The 15,066-nt window shown below is 66.3% G+C and carries 15 protein-coding genes; 8 read left to right on the top strand and 7 right to left on the bottom strand.

The genetic code is table 11. The features are described 5' to 3' along the window. Positions 1 to 91 precede the first annotated feature (91 nt). From N5C88_RS09270 to N5C88_RS09255, 4 genes are all read left to right on the top strand, one after another. On the top strand, positions 92 to 1,093 hold the full coding sequence (locus N5C88_RS09270; protein ID WP_054451214.1) for an ABC transporter substrate-binding protein: 1,002 nt from the start codon (positions 92 to 94) through the stop codon (positions 1,091 to 1,093). Between the two features lie 235 nt (positions 1,094 to 1,328). After that, positions 1,329 to 2,186, top strand: a complete 858-nt coding sequence (locus tag N5C88_RS09265) for a proline/glycine betaine ABC transporter permease (protein ID WP_054451215.1) — start codon at positions 1,329 to 1,331, stop codon at positions 2,184 to 2,186. Then, positions 2,183 to 3,442, top strand: coding sequence for a glycine betaine/L-proline ABC transporter ATP-binding protein (locus N5C88_RS09260; RefSeq protein ID WP_251881273.1), 1,260 nt, complete (start codon positions 2,183 to 2,185; stop codon positions 3,440 to 3,442). The genes N5C88_RS09265 and N5C88_RS09260 overlap by 4 nt, the downstream gene beginning before the upstream one ends. 120 nt (positions 3,443 to 3,562) lie before the next feature. Further along, complete coding sequence (locus N5C88_RS09255; protein WP_054451217.1) at positions 3,563 to 3,937, top strand: tautomerase family protein; 375 nt, start codon at positions 3,563 to 3,565, stop codon at positions 3,935 to 3,937. Positions 3,938 to 3,994: 57 nt separating this feature from the next. Here N5C88_RS09255 and N5C88_RS09250 read toward each other — a convergent pair whose 3' ends face one another. The 5 genes from N5C88_RS09250 to N5C88_RS09230 all read right to left on the bottom strand — a co-directional run bounded on the left by N5C88_RS09250 (position 3,995) and on the right by N5C88_RS09230 (position 7,808). After that, positions 3,995 to 4,120: a hypothetical protein gene (locus N5C88_RS09250; protein WP_262422097.1), complete on the bottom strand. Its 126-nt coding sequence runs from the start codon at positions 4,118 to 4,120 to the stop codon at positions 3,995 to 3,997. Between the two features lie 18 nt (positions 4,121 to 4,138). Continuing rightward, positions 4,139 to 4,594 (bottom strand): hypothetical protein, encoded by a 456-nt coding sequence (locus N5C88_RS09245; protein WP_124260409.1) that lies wholly within the window; start codon positions 4,592 to 4,594, stop codon positions 4,139 to 4,141. A 440-nt stretch (positions 4,595 to 5,034) separates the two neighbouring features. Continuing rightward, on the bottom strand, positions 5,035 to 6,000 hold the full coding sequence (locus N5C88_RS09240) for a tripartite tricarboxylate transporter substrate binding protein (protein WP_059371757.1): 966 nt from the start codon (positions 5,998 to 6,000) through the stop codon (positions 5,035 to 5,037). Between the two features lie 87 nt (positions 6,001 to 6,087). Then, positions 6,088 to 6,564: a MaoC family dehydratase gene (locus tag N5C88_RS09235; protein ID WP_192355211.1), complete on the bottom strand. Its 477-nt coding sequence runs from the start codon at positions 6,562 to 6,564 to the stop codon at positions 6,088 to 6,090. Beyond that, entirely contained in the window at positions 6,561 to 7,808 is a 1,248-nt protein-coding gene (locus tag N5C88_RS09230; RefSeq protein ID WP_280015215.1) for a CoA transferase, read from the bottom strand. The genes N5C88_RS09235 and N5C88_RS09230 overlap by 4 nt, the downstream gene beginning before the upstream one ends. A 71-nt stretch (positions 7,809 to 7,879) precedes the next feature. Here N5C88_RS09230 and N5C88_RS09225 point away from each other — a divergent pair, with 71 nt between their 5' ends. Further along, a complete protein-coding gene (locus N5C88_RS09225) occupies positions 7,880 to 8,776 on the top strand; it encodes a LysR family transcriptional regulator (RefSeq protein ID WP_280015214.1) in 897 nt (298 codons plus the stop codon). 8 nt (positions 8,777 to 8,784) lie between these two features. Here N5C88_RS09225 and N5C88_RS09220 read toward each other — a convergent pair whose 3' ends face one another. Together N5C88_RS09220 and N5C88_RS09215 are read right to left on the bottom strand one after the other, a co-directional pair. After that, positions 8,785 to 9,777, bottom strand: a complete 993-nt coding sequence (locus tag N5C88_RS09220) for a tripartite tricarboxylate transporter substrate binding protein (RefSeq protein ID WP_280015213.1) — start codon at positions 9,775 to 9,777, stop codon at positions 8,785 to 8,787. Between the two features lie 58 nt (positions 9,778 to 9,835). After that, a complete protein-coding gene (locus N5C88_RS09215; protein WP_187524035.1) occupies positions 9,836 to 11,005 on the bottom strand; it encodes a CaiB/BaiF CoA-transferase family protein in 1,170 nt (389 codons plus the stop codon). 190 nt (positions 11,006 to 11,195) lie between these two features. Here N5C88_RS09215 and N5C88_RS09210 point away from each other — a divergent pair, with 190 nt between their 5' ends. The 3 genes from N5C88_RS09210 (at position 11,196) to N5C88_RS09200 (ending at position 15,066) form a co-directional block, all read left to right on the top strand. Beyond that, positions 11,196 to 12,245: an AraC family transcriptional regulator gene (locus N5C88_RS09210; RefSeq protein ID WP_280015212.1), complete on the top strand. Its 1,050-nt coding sequence runs from the start codon at positions 11,196 to 11,198 to the stop codon at positions 12,243 to 12,245. A 107-nt stretch (positions 12,246 to 12,352) separates the two neighbouring features. Then, a complete protein-coding gene (locus N5C88_RS09205) occupies positions 12,353 to 13,885 on the top strand; it encodes an AMP-binding protein (RefSeq protein WP_280015211.1) in 1,533 nt (510 codons plus the stop codon). Continuing rightward, on the top strand, positions 13,882 to 15,066 hold the full coding sequence (locus tag N5C88_RS09200) for a lipid-transfer protein (RefSeq protein ID WP_280015210.1): 1,185 nt from the start codon (positions 13,882 to 13,884) through the stop codon (positions 15,064 to 15,066). Before N5C88_RS09205 ends, N5C88_RS09200 begins: the two co-directional genes overlap by 4 nt.

Raw genomic sequence — 15,066 nt, 5'->3', positions numbered from 1 at the left:
TCTGCCCGTCTTCCGCACAACCCCCTTAGCTCCATGGCACCTCCGGGCCCAAGCCTGGCGTGTGTCCCTGAACCTATGGAGGCAAAAGCCAATGCGTTTTACCCCTGTCAAGACCCTGGCCGCCGCGGCTGTGTTCTTCGCCTTCGCCGGCGCGGCCCAAGCCGCCGATGCCGTCCAGTGCGAAATCAAGCGCCCGGTCAATTTCGGCGCGATGAACTGGGAATCCAATCTGGTCCTGGTTGACGTCGAACGTTTCATCATGGAAAAGGGCTACGGTTGCAAAACCGAGACCCTGCCGACCGAAACCCTGCCCGCCCTGGCTGCGCTGGAACGCGGCGACCTGGATATCAATACCGAGATCTGGCTGAACAGCGTTGCCGATCCCTGGGACCGCGCCGAGAAGACCGGCAAGGTCAAGCGCATCGGCGATCTCTACATGGGCGCCGAGGGCTGGTACATCCCGCGTTACACGGCGGAACGCCTGCCCGAATTGAAGTCCGCGGCCGACCTGCCGAAGTTCAAGGACAAGTTCAAGGATCCGGAAGAGCCCGGCAAAGGCCGCTTCTACGGCTGCCCGGCGGGCTGGGGCTGCGAGATCACCAGCAATAACCTGTTCCACGCCCTGAAGCTGGACGACAGCTACACCCTGTATTCGCCCGGCACGGGCGCGGCGCAGAAGGCGGCCCTGATGTCGGCCTACAAGCGCAAGCAGAACGTGGTCTTCTACTACTGGTCGCCCACGCCGCTGGTGGGTTCGATGGACCTGGTCAAGCTGGACATGCCGCCCTACGACGCCGAAAAGCACAAGTGCCTGACGTCGCCCAAGTGCGCCAAGCCCGAGCCCAGCGCCTATCCCGACAACCCCGTCTTCACGGCGGTGAACACCAAGTTCTCCGAGGAAGCGCCCAAGCTCACCGAATTCCTGTCCAAGGTCTCGGTGCCGCTGCCGGTGATCAACGAAACCCTGGCCCACATGGAAGAGTCCGGCGACGAAGCCAACGCCGTGGCCAAGTGGTTCCTGAAGAACAAACCCGACGTCTGGACCAAGTGGGTCCCCGCCGACGTCGCCGGGCGCGTCCAAAGCGCGCTGTAACCCGCCATGTGCCTGGCTGCGCGCCGTCGCGGCGCGCTCCGGCCCTTCATGGGGCCGGTTTCCTTTGCCAGGATGGCCGCCGGCCGGGCGCTCGCGCCCGGACCGAGATGCGCTGGCGCTGCCGGGATGGCCGGCCGTTTTCTAGCTGGAAGCCGCAAGCTTGCGCCGCATCGCCCGATTCCTGGGCATGCGGGCGCGGTCCGGGCGGTGAGTGCGCCAGAATGGAGTAGAACGAATGTTTCCTGAAATTATTCCCGCCCGGCAGGTCCGGGGGGCGATCGACGGCTTTGTCGATCACTTGGTCACCAACTATGCCGACACGCTGGAGACCCTGTCCCAGCCCGTCCTGCATGCCTTGGTGTGGCTGGAGCAGCTGCTGCGCAATTCGCCCTGGTGGGCGGTGGTCGCGGTGACGATCGCGATCGCCTGGGGCGTCAGCCGCCGTATCGGCCTGAGCCTGGCGATGGGCGCGCTGCTGTGCGTGATCGGCGTGCTGGGCCTGTGGGACGCCGGCATGCAGACGCTGGCGCTCATGATCATGGCGGCCGGCCTGTCGGTGATCATCGGCATCCCGCTGGGCGTACTGATGGCGCGGGTCAACTGGCTGCGCTCCATCATGCTGCCGGTGCTGGACGTGATGCAGACCATGCCCAGCTTCGTGTACCTGATTCCCGTGGTCATGCTGTTCGGCCTGGGCAAGATCCCGGCCATCATCGCCACCGTGATCTACGCCGTGCCGCCGCTGATCCGCCTGACCGACCTGGGCATCCGCCTGGTCGACCGCGAAGTGCTGGAAGCCTCGCGCGCCTTCGGCGCCAATCCGCGCCAGCAGCTGTTCGGCGTGCAACTGCCGCTGGCGCTGCCCAACATCATGGCCGGCATCAACCAGACCACGATGATGGCCCTGTCGATGGTGGTGATCGCCTCGATGATCGGCGCGCGCGGCCTGGGTTATGAAGTGTTGCTCGGCATCAACCGTCTTGAAGTAGGCCGCGGCCTGCTGGCGGGCTTGGGTATCGTGGTGCTGGCCGTGCTGTTCGACCGGATCACGCAATCGTATGGACAGCGCATGCGCATGGGAGGCCAGCGATGAGCAAGATCGAGGTCAAGAACATCTACAAGGTCTTCGGCCCGCATCCGAAGAAATGGCTGGAAGCCGCCCAGGGCGGCATGAGCAAGGAACAACTGCTGGCCGAGAGCGGCCACACGCTGGGCCTGCGCGACATCAGCCTGTCGATCGAAGAAGGCAGCATCTACGTCATCATGGGCCTGTCGGGTTCCGGCAAGTCCACGCTGATCCGCCACTTCAACCGCCTGATCGAACCCAGCGCCGGCCACATCCTGGTCGATGGCGTGGATGTGGTCAGCCTGAATAAGCGCGACCTGGAGGTCTTCCGCCAAAAGAAGATGAGCATGGTGTTCCAGCGCTTTGGCCTGTTCCCGCACCGCACCGTGCTGGACAACGCCGCCTACGGCCTGACCGTGCAGGGCGTGGGCCGCGCCGAACGCGAAAAGCGCGCCCGCGAATGGCTGGACCAGGTGGGCCTGTCGGGCTTTGAAAACCAGTACCCGCACCAGTTGTCGGGCGGCATGCAACAGCGTGTCGGCCTGGCCCGGGCGCTGGCCACCGATGCCGAAATCCTGTTGATGGACGAAGCCTTCTCGGCGCTGGATCCGCTCATCCGCCGCGAGATGCAGGACCAGTTGCTGCAGCTGCAGGCCAAGCTCAACAAGACCATCGTCTTCATCACCCATGACCTGGACGAAGCCCTGCGCCTGGGCAACCGCATCGCCATCCTCAAGGACGGCGAACTGGTGCAGGAAGGCACGCCGGAGGACATCCTGCTGAACCCGGCCAACGACTACGTGCAGTCGTTCCTGCAGGACGTGAACCGCACCAAGGTGCTCAACGCCACGCACGCCGTGAACCCGGCGCGCCTGACCCTGACCATGCGTTCGCGTCCCGCCCATGCCATGGACCGCATGCGCGCCCTGAGCTACGAATATGCGCCGGTGCTGGACGGCAAGCGGCTGGCCGGCGTGCTGACCGCCGAGGCCGCCACGCGCGCCATCGAGGAAGGCGCGCGCGATATCTCGCGCTACGTCGAGGATCTGGCTTCCGTGCCGGCCACGGCCGGCCTGGGCGAAGTGCTGGCCCAGCTGGTGCACAGCGACCAGCCGGTCGCGGTGACCGGCGAAGACGATGAGTTTATCGGCATGCTGTCGCGCAAGAAGGTCGTGGAGCTGGTGACGCCGGCCCTGGCCGAAACGGCGCCCGCGGCGGAAGCCGCCGCTGCCACCGACGCGCAGGAGCAGTCCGAACCCGAGCGCCGCGACCAGGCGGCCTGACAGGGAGAAACCCTAATCCGGATTGGGGCCGCGCGGCCGTCCGCGGCGCTCCGATCCGGATATGATGGTTTGCCGGCCGCCTGGGCCGGTTTCTCCTTTTTCGGAACATCGGAATCAGTCATGCCAATTTTGAATGTCCAGATCATGGAAGGCCACACGGCCGCCCAGAAGGCTGCGTTGCTGCAGGCCGCATCCAACGCGGTGGTTGAAAGCATCGCTGCGCCGCTGCCCAGCGTGCGCATCGTGCTGCAGGAAGTGCCGGCGGCGCATGTGATCGTGGGCGGTGAAATCGGCAAGGCCATGGCGCGTGTCGACGTCGCGCTGATCTCGGGCCGCGACGAAGCCAAGAAGGCCGCGCTGATCGCGGCGCTGAACCAGGCGGTGTGCGCCAGCATCGGCATCTCCGGCCAGGACGTGCGCGTGCTGCTGCGCGACGTGCCCAATACCGACATGGGCGCGGCCAACGGCATCACGGCCAAGGCCAACGGCCGCTGAGTTTTGCTGCCAGTTCGGCAGCCCTGGAAATACAGCCTCCGACAGCAAGTCGGAGGTTCATGGCAGCCCGATCACTGACATCGCCGCTACCCAAAGAAAGCCAAACGACTCGCCGCGATTTCCTCTCGATAAATCCATTCCGTCGGCGATGAAGAGCAGGTCTTTCGCCGAGATTTCTCTCATTCTATTTTTCTGAAGAAATCAGCAACGACCATTTTTTACTTGCACCGCAAGATCTCCCGCGCTCTCTTTTTTCATAACATCCCCATGCATGACAGATACACTCGAGTTCATGGCCTGAATTTTCTCGAATGCATATCCAAAGGCTGTGCTCTTGCCTTTCTTCAAACCGCATAGCGCATAGAGTTTTGCCACCGTGCTCCGGTTGTCATCATTGATGACCGACAAGAAGAAATCATCCGCATCCGGTCTTTCGAGAATTTTCGCCATTTCCTTTTCGGCTCCGGATATGCCGCCAGCAAATCCGACCATTCCCAGACTGAATTGATCCGCATCAAGTGCAGACGCATCAAAATTCCGAGCCGTTGCGACGATCGGCGCCAACGACAAGGGCAATACCTGCATAGCCACCGTGATGCATAACGGCGCAAATCGGGATAAATGTGCGGAAGTTGGGTTGTAAAGTTTGTCCTTCATGGGTAGGTCCTTTCAATATGAATGAAAAGGATGGACCCGCGCCTCTCAATCATGGTGGCATAGCGCGCGTCGACATCTGAAAATTCACTCAACGGCCTCCAGCATATCCTGCTCTCTTCATCTCACTGCTTTCTGGCGCGGGGAGCTATTTTCCCAAATTCGTGCGAGGACAAAACTCCTCAAACTCATAGCTTGGAAATCCACGAGATGAGATATCGGTGTGAGCTCCGGGTGCAGTGCGCAAGCACAGGAGTTTTCGAAATAAAAGAAGGTCCCCCAGCGTGGAAGGCTTGACACGGGTGCTTACGCAGGCATCATCGCCCCCACTGTTCGCTCAGCCGACTGACGCCGCGTGAGTTCGTTCAAAGGTGGTTAGTGCAACTAGAAAACCTGGGGGCGGTTCAGTTCGCGAGCGTTTTTGCGTTTGTCTTCAGCAACCATTAGTCCAGCTTCACGTTGGCCGCCTTAACCACTTCTCCCCAGCGCGCGATTTCGCTCTTGATGTAGGCAGCGTATTCCTGCGGCGTGGAACCCAGCGCCTGCGCGCCTTGTGCCTTGAGCTGCCTGGTCATTTCAGGCGATTGCAGCGCGCGGCGGATTTCGGCGTTCAGTTTGTCGATGACCGGCGCTGGCGTGCCTGCCGGTACCACCACGCCTTGCCAGGCGCCCATCTCGAATCCGGGCGCCACCGTTTCCGCCACCGTCGGCACGTCGGGCAATTGCTCGCTGCGCGTGCCGCTGGTCACGGCCAGCGCGCGCAGCTTGCCTTCGCGGATGAAGCCCAGCGAATCGTTCAGCGTATTGGTCATGAGCTGCACCTGCCCGCCGACCAGATCCGTCATGGCCGGGGCGCTGCCGCGATAGGGGACGTGCACCGCGTCGATCTCGAGCGAGCGCAACAGCAGCAGGGCGCCCAGGTGCGTGACGTTGCCGGCGCCGGCCGACCCATACGACAGCTTGCCGGGATGCTCGCGCGCATACTGCACGAAGGTCCGCGTGTCCGGCGCCGGCACGGAAGGATGCACCAGCAGCACCAGCGGGATCACCGCCGTGGAGGACACCGGCGCGAAGTCCTTGACCGGGTCGAAGGCCAGCGACCGGTACAGATTGGGGCTGAGCGCGATGGAGGAGGTGTTGTACAGCACGGTGTAGCCATCGGGCTTGGCGGCAGCCGCGTACTGCATGCCGATGTTGCCGTTGGCGCCGCCCTTGTTTTCGACCACGACGGTCTGGCCCAACTGGTCGGTCAGCTGCTTGGCCAGCACCCGGGCGACCAGATCGGTCGGCCCTCCAGGCGGGAAGGGCACCACCATGGTGATGGGGCGTTCGGGCCAGGCGGCGTGGGCGCTTGCGGCGGCGCCCAGCGCGAGAATGGCGAGGCTGCCCGCCAGCAGTGCTTTCTTCATTGCTTGTCTCCTTGTGCTGTTCTTGTGACGCGGATGGCGTCCCGGCGCCAGCGCCCTCTATGGGGCGCTTGATCGCCTGATGAAAGTTCAGGGCCTGCCGGCCAGCATGCGCGTGGCCGTGTAGGCCATTACCGGCTTGCCGTGCTGGTTGCGTACTTCGATCACCGAGGCGACCACTGCCCGGTTGTGCTGCGAGGTGGGGCGTATGCTCGTGACTTCGATCTCCGCCCAGATGGTGTCGCCCGCGACCACGGGCGCCAGCATTTTCTTGTGGACTTCCAGTAGCGCCAGCCCGGTGCCTTGCACCATGCCCTGCATGATCAGCCCCTCGATCAGGCCGTAGGTCAGGCCGCCGGGGGCGGGGCGTCCCTGGATCGCGCCATGGGCATAGGTGGCGTCGATGAAGATCGTCTCCAGCATGCCGGTCACGCTGATGAAGTTGACGATGTCGGTTTCGGTCACCGTGCGGCGGAACGTCTGAAAGCGCTGGCCCACGGCCAGGTCCTGCCAGTAATAGCCCTGGCCAAGCTGCTTGATGTCGGCGGCGTTGCGGTCGGCGGTCATGCGGGGTCCTTGCGGTTGTTCGGGGTTGAGGGATGCGCGTCGCGAGCTGCGCCCGATTCCAGAAGCCCGGCGATTTGCGCGTCGTCCAGGCCGGCCTGGCGCAGCACGTCCAGCGTGTGCTCGCCCAGGCGCGGCGGCATCGCGGCCGGCACATGGGAATGCTGCAGACGTACCGGGTTGCGGGGAAAGCGGTAGCGGCTGCCGGAAGCGCTTGCTAGCGGCGCGAAGAAATCCACGCTTTGCAGGTGCGGGTCGGCCTCCAGGTCCTGCAGGCGGTTGATGGGCGCGGCGGGGATTTCCAGGCGCGCGCACAGCGCCAGCCAGTAGGCGGTATCGCGCCCGGCCACGATGCCTGCTTGCAGTTCGTAGAGCGTTTCGATGTGCCGCGTGCGCGATGCGATGTCGGCAAAGCGCGCGTCCTGCGCCAGATCGGGGCGGTCCGCGGCGATGAAGAAGTCGCGCCAGTGGGCGTCGGTATACGGCATCAGGCAGACATGGCCGTCGGCGGTTTTGCACGGTTTGCGCCAGGGCGTGAGCACGCGCGGATAACCGGCCTCGCCGGGCTCGTCGGCCAGGTGCCTGCCGTAGTAATGCTCGACCAGCGCGTAGGACGCCATGCTTTCGAACATGGGCACTTCCAGCTGTTGGCCCGCGCCGGTGCGCTCGCGCTGGAACAGCGCGGCCAGGATGGCGTGCGCCGCGATCAGCCCGCAAGTCTTGTCGGCGGCCACGGTGGGCAGGTAGCGCGGCGCGCCGGTCTGGCGGTCCACCAGGTCGGCCAGGCCCGAGAGGCCCTGGATGATGTCGTCGTACGCCGGCAGGCCGTCATAGGCGCCGCCCGCGCCGAAGCCGTACAGGCCGGCGTAGACCAGCCGCGGGTTGCGCGCGCACAGCGTGTCCGGATCCAGTCCCAGCGCGGCCATCTTGGCCGGGCGCATGCTGTGCATCAGCACGTCGGCCTGGTCCACCATCGTCAACAGCGTCTGGCGCGCCGCCGCCTGCTTCAGATCCAGCACGATGCTGCGCTTGTTGCGGTTCAGGCCCAGGAAGATGGCGGCCAGCCCGGGTTCCTGGGCGGGGCCGGTATGCCGCGTCGAATCGCCCGCGGGCGATTCCACCTTGATCACGTCGGCGCCGTAGTCGGCGAGTATCTGCGAGGCGTAGGGGCCGAACACCACGGACGTCAGGTCCAGGATGCGCACGCCGCCCAATGCGCTGGCTTGGGATAGGGGAGTGGCTGTCATGGCGGAAATCCTATCGGCCGTCGGCATACACGTCTAATATGGCATCGGTATTGGGCGATATGGAATTTATTATGGCTATCGATTTGCGGCAGCTCCGGCAGTTCGTCACCATCGCGGAGCTGGGCAGCTATCGGCGCGCCGCGGACACGCTGCATATTGCGCAGCCGGCGCTGTCGGTCTCGATCCAGAAACTGGAACACGCGGTGGGCGCGCCGCTGCTGGTGCGCGGCCCCAAGGGCGTGACGCCGACGCCTGCGGGCCAGGCGCTGATGGCGGACGTGCGCCGAGCGCTGTTCCACGCCGACCAGGCGCGCCAGGCTGCCCGCCGCGTGGCGCTGGGCGAGTGGGGTACGCTGCGGCTGGGATTCGTGGGCTCGGCTACCTACATGCTGCTGCCGCGCTGCCTGCCGGTCTTTCGCGCGCAGTATCCGGGCGTGCAACTGGACCTGCGCGAGGACAGCACGGTCGGCCTGGTCGCGATGCTGCGCGCCAACGATATCGATGCAGGCCTGATGCGCGGTCCGTTGGCGGAAGACGCGGCGCTGGACTCCTGGGTGGTGGAGCGCGACGACCTCATCCTGGCCGTGCCGGCGGGGCATCCGCTGGCCGCGGGCGGGCCGGTCAGCCTGGAGCGCGCCCGCGCCGAGAACTTCGTGCTGTATTCGCCCCTGAAAGTGCCGGGCCTGCACGGCGTGGCGCAGGCGCTATGCCTCAAGGCCGGGTTTTCGCCGCGCATCAGCCAGGAGGCGATACAGGTGCAGACGCTGATCAGCCTGGTCGCCAGCGGCATGGGCCTGGCACTGGTGCCGGGCGTGACGCGCGCGTATTCCACCCCGCACGTGGCCTTCGTGCCGCTGACCGACGCCGACGCGCACGATGCGCTGTCCCTGTCGCTGGTGACGCATCGCGACACGTCTTGCGCGTCGGTGCTGCGCCTGCGCGACTCCATGCTGAGTCCCGCAGGCTGAAGGCGCGGCTAGTTCTTCAGGCCCAGCTCGGCAACGAATTTCCTTTCTTCCGCGACTTGGCGGACTGCGAAGTCGGTGTAGGCGGCGCTGTCCATCAGCATGTGGGGCTGGTCGGCGGTTTCCAGCGCGCGGTTGTACTCCGGATCGCGGGACGCGCGGTGGAAGGCTTGCTGCAGGATGCGTGTGACCTCGGGATCCATGCCCTTCGGTCCGGCGATGCCGACCGGATTGGCCGCGACGATGGGATAGCCCAGTTCCGTCAGCGTGGGCGCGTCCGGCACGCGCTTGGCGCGGGCTTCGCCCAGCACCGCCAGCAAGCGGGCTTTGCCGGTGTCTATCATCGGCCCCCAACCCGCGTCCGAGATCATCTGGATATGGCCGCCCAGCAGCGCGGTGGTCTCTTCGGCCGCGCCCTTGTAGGGGATGAAATTGAAGCGCGTGTTCGTCAGCCGCGACAGGCGTTCGATCGCGATGCGCCCGGAGCCGCCGGTGCCGGTGCCGCCGTAGCTGATCTTGTCGGGATGGGCGCGCGCGTCCGCGATCAGCTCGTCCAGCGTGCGCCAGGGCGCGTCCTCGCGCACCACGATGGCGTAGGAATAGGCGGTCATGCAGGCGACGTAGGTGAAGTCCTTGAGCGGGTCGTAATTGACCTGCTGCAGAAAGGGGTAGCGGAACAAGGTGCCGACCACCACCGACACCGTATAGCCGTCGGGTGCGGCGGTCTGCGCCATGGCTGCCGGGCCCAGTGTGCCGCCCGCGCCCGGCCGGTTGGCGATGACGACCGTCTGGCCCAGTTCGCGCGTGGCCGCGATCGCCAGCGCGCGCATCTGCGTATCGGTCGCGCCGCCAGCCGGAAATGGCACGATGAGCGTGACAGGGCGGGCCGGAAAGCCCGTGGCGCTGGCCGGACGCGGCAAGGCCAGCGTGGCGGGCAGGGCCGCGCCCAGCTTGAGCAGGCTGCGGCGCAGGGGCGAGGGAAGGCTGCGATGAGGATCGTTCATGATTGTCTCCGTCCTGGTTATGGTCGCTTGGGGGGCGGGCGAGGCTGGCCGTATGTGCCTACAGCGCAATGCCGCGCCCGATCAGGCTGGCGACGTCCGGCTCGCTGTAGCCGGCCTCGCGCAGGATCTGATCGGTGTGTTCGCCGGGCAGCGGGGCCTGGCGATGTATGGCGAACTGGAAGCCCGACATCTTCACCGGGCTGGCCACATGGGTGTTGCGGCCGTAGACCGGGTGCTCGGTCTGCAGCGACATGCCGCGGGCGACGAACTGCGGATGCGTCAGGCCTTCCGCCAGTTTGAGCACGGGCGACACGCAGCAGTCGGCGCCTTCAAACAGTTCCAGCCAATGCGCCAGCGGGCGCGATCCGAAGATCTGCTGCAATTCGCGGCGCACGCGCGCCTGCTGCGCCGCGTCGCCGTTGCGGTGCAGCGGAGCCAGATCGGGACGATCCAGCCGCCGGCACAGCGTTTCCCAGAATTTCAATTCCAGCGCGGCGACCGCCAAATAGCGTCCGTCCGCGGCGCGGTACTGGCCATAGCAGGCCAGTCCGCCGGACAGGGTATCGGCGCCCGCCGGCCGCGTGTCGCCGCGGGCATTGAGCGTGGCCAGCGGCACGACGGCGCCAGCCAGCAGGCCGTCGGCAATGGCGATATCGATGTACCGTCCGCGTCCGCTGCGCTGGGCGTCGTACAGCGCGGCCAGGATGCCCATTACCGCCGTAAGCGAGCCTCCAAGGATGTCGGCCACGGGCAGGTTCGACAGCGCCGGCAGATCGGGCCCGCAGCCCATCTGATCGGCGACTCCGGCGCAGGCCGCGTAGTTCAGATCGTGGCCCGCGGCGTCGCGCTGCGGGCCATCCTGGCCGTAGCCGGTGATGCTGCAGTAGACCAGCCGGGGATTGTGGCGCGCCAGGGTGGCGTAGTCGGCCTGCAGCCGCGCGGCCACGCCCGGACGGAAACTCTCGATCACCACGTCCGCGCCGCGCGCCAGCGCCGCCAGCGCTGCCTGTCCCTCGGGATGTTTGAGATCCAGCCGCAGCCCGCGCTTGTTGCGGTTGCAGATGGCGCGCAGGGGCGGCGGCGCATAATCGCCCGCCTGCGTATCCTCGATCTTGATGACGTCGGCTCCCAGGTCGGCCAGGTATTGCGCGCCCAGCGGACCGGGCAGCAGCCGCGAAAGGTCCAGGATCCTGACGCCCGCGAGCGGAGCGGTGTTCGGTGTATCCAAAGAGGGACTCCCGTAAATACGAAGTGGCATGCCCGCCTGGGGCTCGCGCCAGTCTAGGCGCGGCTTTCCGGCCGACCAATGGCGGATTCGCTGATTGCGCTTGGCGAGAATGCTCACGCCAGCCATTCCTGCGCGCGCAGGCTTTGGCTACCATCGATCCATCGGCGTACGCCAGCCGCTGGATATCCTCATGACCCATCACACCATTGCCGTGGGACATATCGCCCAAATCCTGCAAGGCGCGCGCAGCCGGGGGGTGGACGTGGACCGGGTCCTGACGCGCGCCGGCGTGCCGCCGTCCCTGTTGCAGGCGCCGATGGCGCGGGTATCGCAGGCGCAGCTCGCACAGATAATGCGGACGTTGCGCCGGGCCACCCGCGATGACTTCCTGGGCATGGGCCAGCATCCGGTTCCCATGGGGGCGTTCGACCATGCCTGCCGGCTTGCCTTGCAGGAAGACAAGGTCGGGCAGGCGCTGCGCGCGGCGTTCCGCTACTACCACGGCGTGCTGCGGGATTTCACCGCCCGCCTGTGCGTGAGCGGCGAGCGCGCGCGCATCGTGCTCGACTCGCGCGCGCCCAGCAGCTGTGCGCGCTGGTATGGTGAACGCTCCTTTCTGTTCTTCACGCTTGGCGTGGCCAATTGGCTGGCGGCGCGGCGCATTCCCATTCTGGGCGTGGACTACAGCAGCGGCGCGCGCAGCGCCGATGCGCACAGGCTGTTCTATGCACCGGTGCGCTATGGCCAGCCGGTGACGGGCCTGTGGCTGGAGTCGCGTTGGCTGGCCTTGCCGGTGGTGCAGAACGAACAGACGCTAAAGCCGTTTCTGGCCAATGCGCCGTTCGACCTGTTGGTGAAGTACCAGCACCGCACCACCCTGACTGATCGCATCCGCCGCCTGTTGCGCAACGATCTGTCCAAGGAGTTGCCGTCGCTTATTCAGGTCAGCGCGCAATTGGCAATGACGCCGCAGACGCTGCGGCGGCACTTGCGTGAAGAGGGGCAGGGCTTCCAGGCCCTGAAGGATGATTTGCGGCGCGATGCCGCGGTCGAATACCTGGGCCGCCACGAGCTATCCCTGATGGACATCGCCGAGCGCCTGGGTTTTTCCGAACCCAGCACCTTCCACCGCGCCTTCAAGAAATGGACCGGCGTGTCGCCGGGAGAATACCGCCGCAACCGCCTGGTCTGCGGCCCCGAAGGCCGGCAAGCCGCTGACACTTTTGGCCTATCGGTTTGACGCCTGCGGCCATTGCCGCGATCCTGCCCCAAGGGGGAAGCTAGGGGCTCAAGGACGAACGCACGCTGCTCCGCGCAAGGAGCGCGGCGCCGCAGGAGACGAGCACCATGTATCTGACACAAGGCCTGCATCGCGCAGGCCGGCTGCACCCCGGCAAGATCGCGCTATGCGAAGACGTACGGCGCTGGACTTACGCGGCGCTGATCGATTGGACCGCACGCAAGGCCGCCGTGCTGCGCGGCCATGGCGTACTGCAGGGCGATCGCGTGGCGTTCTGGGGCGCCAACGGCGCAGACTATGTGTCGTGGATCCTGGCGTGCTGGTGGCTGGGAGCGGCCGTGCTGCCTTTGAACACACGCTGGAGCAGCCCAGAGCTTGCGCAGGCACTGGCCGACTGCAGTCCGCGCCTGCTGTTGGTGGACGAGACCATGGCGCCACGCATGGCCGATGTGGACGTTCCCGCCAGCACGGCGCCGCTGTCCGCCGACGTGCTGGAAGCGCACGCCGCCGCGGCTGCGCCGCTGGAGGATGTCCGTGCGGGCGGCGACGCGCTGGCCGCGATTCTCTTTACCGGCGGCACGACCGGCGCGCCCAAGGGCGCCATGCTGACACACGCGAATCTCTGGAGCGCCGCGGTGGCCAGGATGGCTACGGTCCCCACGCCGCCCGACAGCCGCACCCTGCTGGTCGCACCGCTGTTTCATGTTGCCGGCTTGGGACGTTTGATCGGACAGTTTGTCGCGGGCGCATCGGTGGCGGTCCAGCGCGGCTTCCAGCCCCGCGCGGTATTGCAGGCCCTGCAGGACGACGGCGTAACCGAAGTACTGCTGGTGCCCAGCATGATCCAGATGCTGCTGGACGAACCCGGGTTCGCGCAGTACAGGCTGGACGGCGTGAGGCGCGTGATCTGGGGCGCCTCGCCGATTTCCCGGGCTTTGCTCGACCGGGCGCTGGCGGCCTTTCCGCAAGCGGAGTTCGTCCATGCCTACGGCATGACCGAAACCGCCGCCACGGTCGCCATCAATGCAGACGTGCGCCAGGGCGGCGCGCGCACCGAATCGGCGGGACCGCCTGCGGTAGGCGTGGAGACGCGCATTCTCGCGCCCGACGGCAGCGAGGCGGCGCCCGGCGCGGTCGGCGAGTTGTTGGTGCGCGGACCCATGGTGATGCAGGGTTACTGGAACCGGCCCGAAGAAACGCGCCGTGCATTCGACCGGGGCTGGCTGCTGACAGGCGACGCGGCCCGCCAGGACGAGGACGGATACCTGTATATCGTTGACCGCCTCAAGGACATGATCGTCAGCGGTGGCGAAAACGTTTACGGCGCTGAAGTGGAAGGCGTGTTGGCCCGCCACGCGCTAGTGGCGCGCTGCGCGGTCATCGGCGTGACGCATGCGCGTTGGGGCGAGGCGGTGCACGCGGTAATCGTGCCGCGTCCGGGCATGGCGGCCGACGCCGACGCTCTGGACAGGCATTGCCGCCTGCAGCTTGCCGCCTACAAGTGCCCCAAGACCTACGAGTTCCTCAGCGAATTGCCCATGTCCGCCGCCGGCAAGGTGCTGAAGTCCGTGCTGAGGCAAGACCATGAATCCAGGCGCGCGGCTGTCGCCGCGCCCGCTCATCAGGAGAGTCAGACATGAATCGGAAAGTATGGGTGGCAGGAGTCGGCATGATTCCCTTCAGCAAGCCCGGCGCCAGCGAGGCATATACCGTGATGGGCGCCAGCGCCGTGCGCCAGGCTCTGCGGGACGCCGGACTGCAATACGACGCGGTCCAGCAGGCCTACGCGGGCTATGTCTACGGCGATTCGACCGCTGGCCAGGCGGTGGTCTACGGCGTGGGGCTCAGCGGCATTCCGGTGTTCAACGTCAACAACAATTGCGCAAGCGGTTCGTCGGCCCTGTTCCTGGCGCGGCAGGCGGTGGAAAGCGGGGCCGTGGAGTGCGCGCTGGCGGTGGGCTTCGAACAGATGGTGCCTGGCGCGCTGAAAGGCGTGTACGAAGACCGCCCGTCGCCTCTGCAGGATTTCGTCTCGGCGATGAGCGAAATGCAGGGCTATGACACGGCCAAGCCGCGCGCCGCCCAGTTCTTCGGCGGCGCGGGCCGCGACTACATGAAGGAGCACGGCGTCGGCGCCGACGTCTTCGCCCGCATCGCGGTCAAGGCGCGCCAGCATGCCGCGCGCAATCCTTACGCGGTGTTCCGCCAGCCGGTCACGCTGGACGAGGTGCTGGCCGCGCCCATGATCTTCGATCCGCTGACGCGCCTGCAATGCTGCCCGCCGACCTGCGGCGCGGCGGCCGCCATTCTGTGCTCGGACGAGTTTGCGCGCCGCCACCGTCTGGCGCCCGCCGTCAGCATTGCCGCGCAGGCCATGACGACGGACACGCCGTCCACCTTCGGCGCTGGCGACATGCGCAAAGTAGTGGGCTTTGACATGACGCGAGCCGCGGCCGACCAAGTCTATGAGGCCGCCGGTATCGGCCCTGACGACGTGGACGTGGTCGAACTGCACGACTGCTTCACCGCCAACGAGCTGATCACCTACGAAGGCCTGCGCCTGACGCCCGAGGGCAGCGCCGAGAAGTTCATCCTGGAAGGCGACAACACCTACGGCGGCAAGGTCGTGACCAATCCGTCCGGCGGGCTGCTGTCCAAGGGCCACCCTCTGGGCGCGACCGGCTTGGCGCAATGCACCGAGCTGGTGTGGCAGCTGCGAGGCCAGGCGGACTTGCGCCAGGTCGAAGGCGCCAGGCTGGCGCTGCAGCACAACCTGGGACTGGGCGGCGCCTGCGTGGTGACGCTGTACCAGGCCGCCTGA

Origin of the sequence: Achromobacter sp. GD03932 (assembly GCF_029839485.1) — a bacterium.
Taxonomy (GTDB): domain Bacteria; phylum Pseudomonadota; class Gammaproteobacteria; order Burkholderiales; family Burkholderiaceae_B; genus Achromobacter; species Achromobacter bronchisepticus_A.
Note: the sequence above shows the minus strand (reverse complement) of the source record. Positions and strands in the feature narration are given on the sequence as shown.

Coding starts and splice junctions, on each gene's coding strand:
- N5C88_RS09270 (WP_054451214.1), top strand. CDS start 92: ATGCGTTTTACCCCTGTCAAGACCCTGGCCGCCGCGGCTGTGTTCTTC.
- N5C88_RS09265 (WP_054451215.1), top strand. CDS start 1,329: ATGTTTCCTGAAATTATTCCCGCCCGGCAGGTCCGGGGGGCGATCGAC.
- N5C88_RS09260 (WP_251881273.1), top strand. CDS start 2,183: ATGAGCAAGATCGAGGTCAAGAACATCTACAAGGTCTTCGGCCCGCAT.
- N5C88_RS09255 (WP_054451217.1), top strand. CDS start 3,563: ATGCCAATTTTGAATGTCCAGATCATGGAAGGCCACACGGCCGCCCAG.
- N5C88_RS09250 (WP_262422097.1), bottom strand. CDS start 4,120: ATGAGAGAAATCTCGGCGAAAGACCTGCTCTTCATCGCCGACGGAATG.
- N5C88_RS09245 (WP_124260409.1), bottom strand. CDS start 4,594: ATGAAGGACAAACTTTACAACCCAACTTCCGCACATTTATCCCGATTT.
- N5C88_RS09240 (WP_059371757.1), bottom strand. CDS start 6,000: ATGAAGAAAGCACTGCTGGCGGGCAGCCTCGCCATTCTCGCGCTGGGC.
- N5C88_RS09235 (WP_192355211.1), bottom strand. CDS start 6,564: ATGACCGCCGACCGCAACGCCGCCGACATCAAGCAGCTTGGCCAGGGC.
- N5C88_RS09230 (WP_280015215.1), bottom strand. CDS start 7,808: ATGACAGCCACTCCCCTATCCCAAGCCAGCGCATTGGGCGGCGTGCGC.
- N5C88_RS09225 (WP_280015214.1), top strand. CDS start 7,880: ATGGCTATCGATTTGCGGCAGCTCCGGCAGTTCGTCACCATCGCGGAG.
- N5C88_RS09220 (WP_280015213.1), bottom strand. CDS start 9,777: ATGAACGATCCTCATCGCAGCCTTCCCTCGCCCCTGCGCCGCAGCCTG.
- N5C88_RS09210 (WP_280015212.1), top strand. CDS start 11,196: ATGACCCATCACACCATTGCCGTGGGACATATCGCCCAAATCCTGCAA.
- N5C88_RS09205 (WP_280015211.1), top strand. CDS start 12,353: ATGTATCTGACACAAGGCCTGCATCGCGCAGGCCGGCTGCACCCCGGC.
- N5C88_RS09200 (WP_280015210.1), top strand. CDS start 13,882: ATGAATCGGAAAGTATGGGTGGCAGGAGTCGGCATGATTCCCTTCAGC.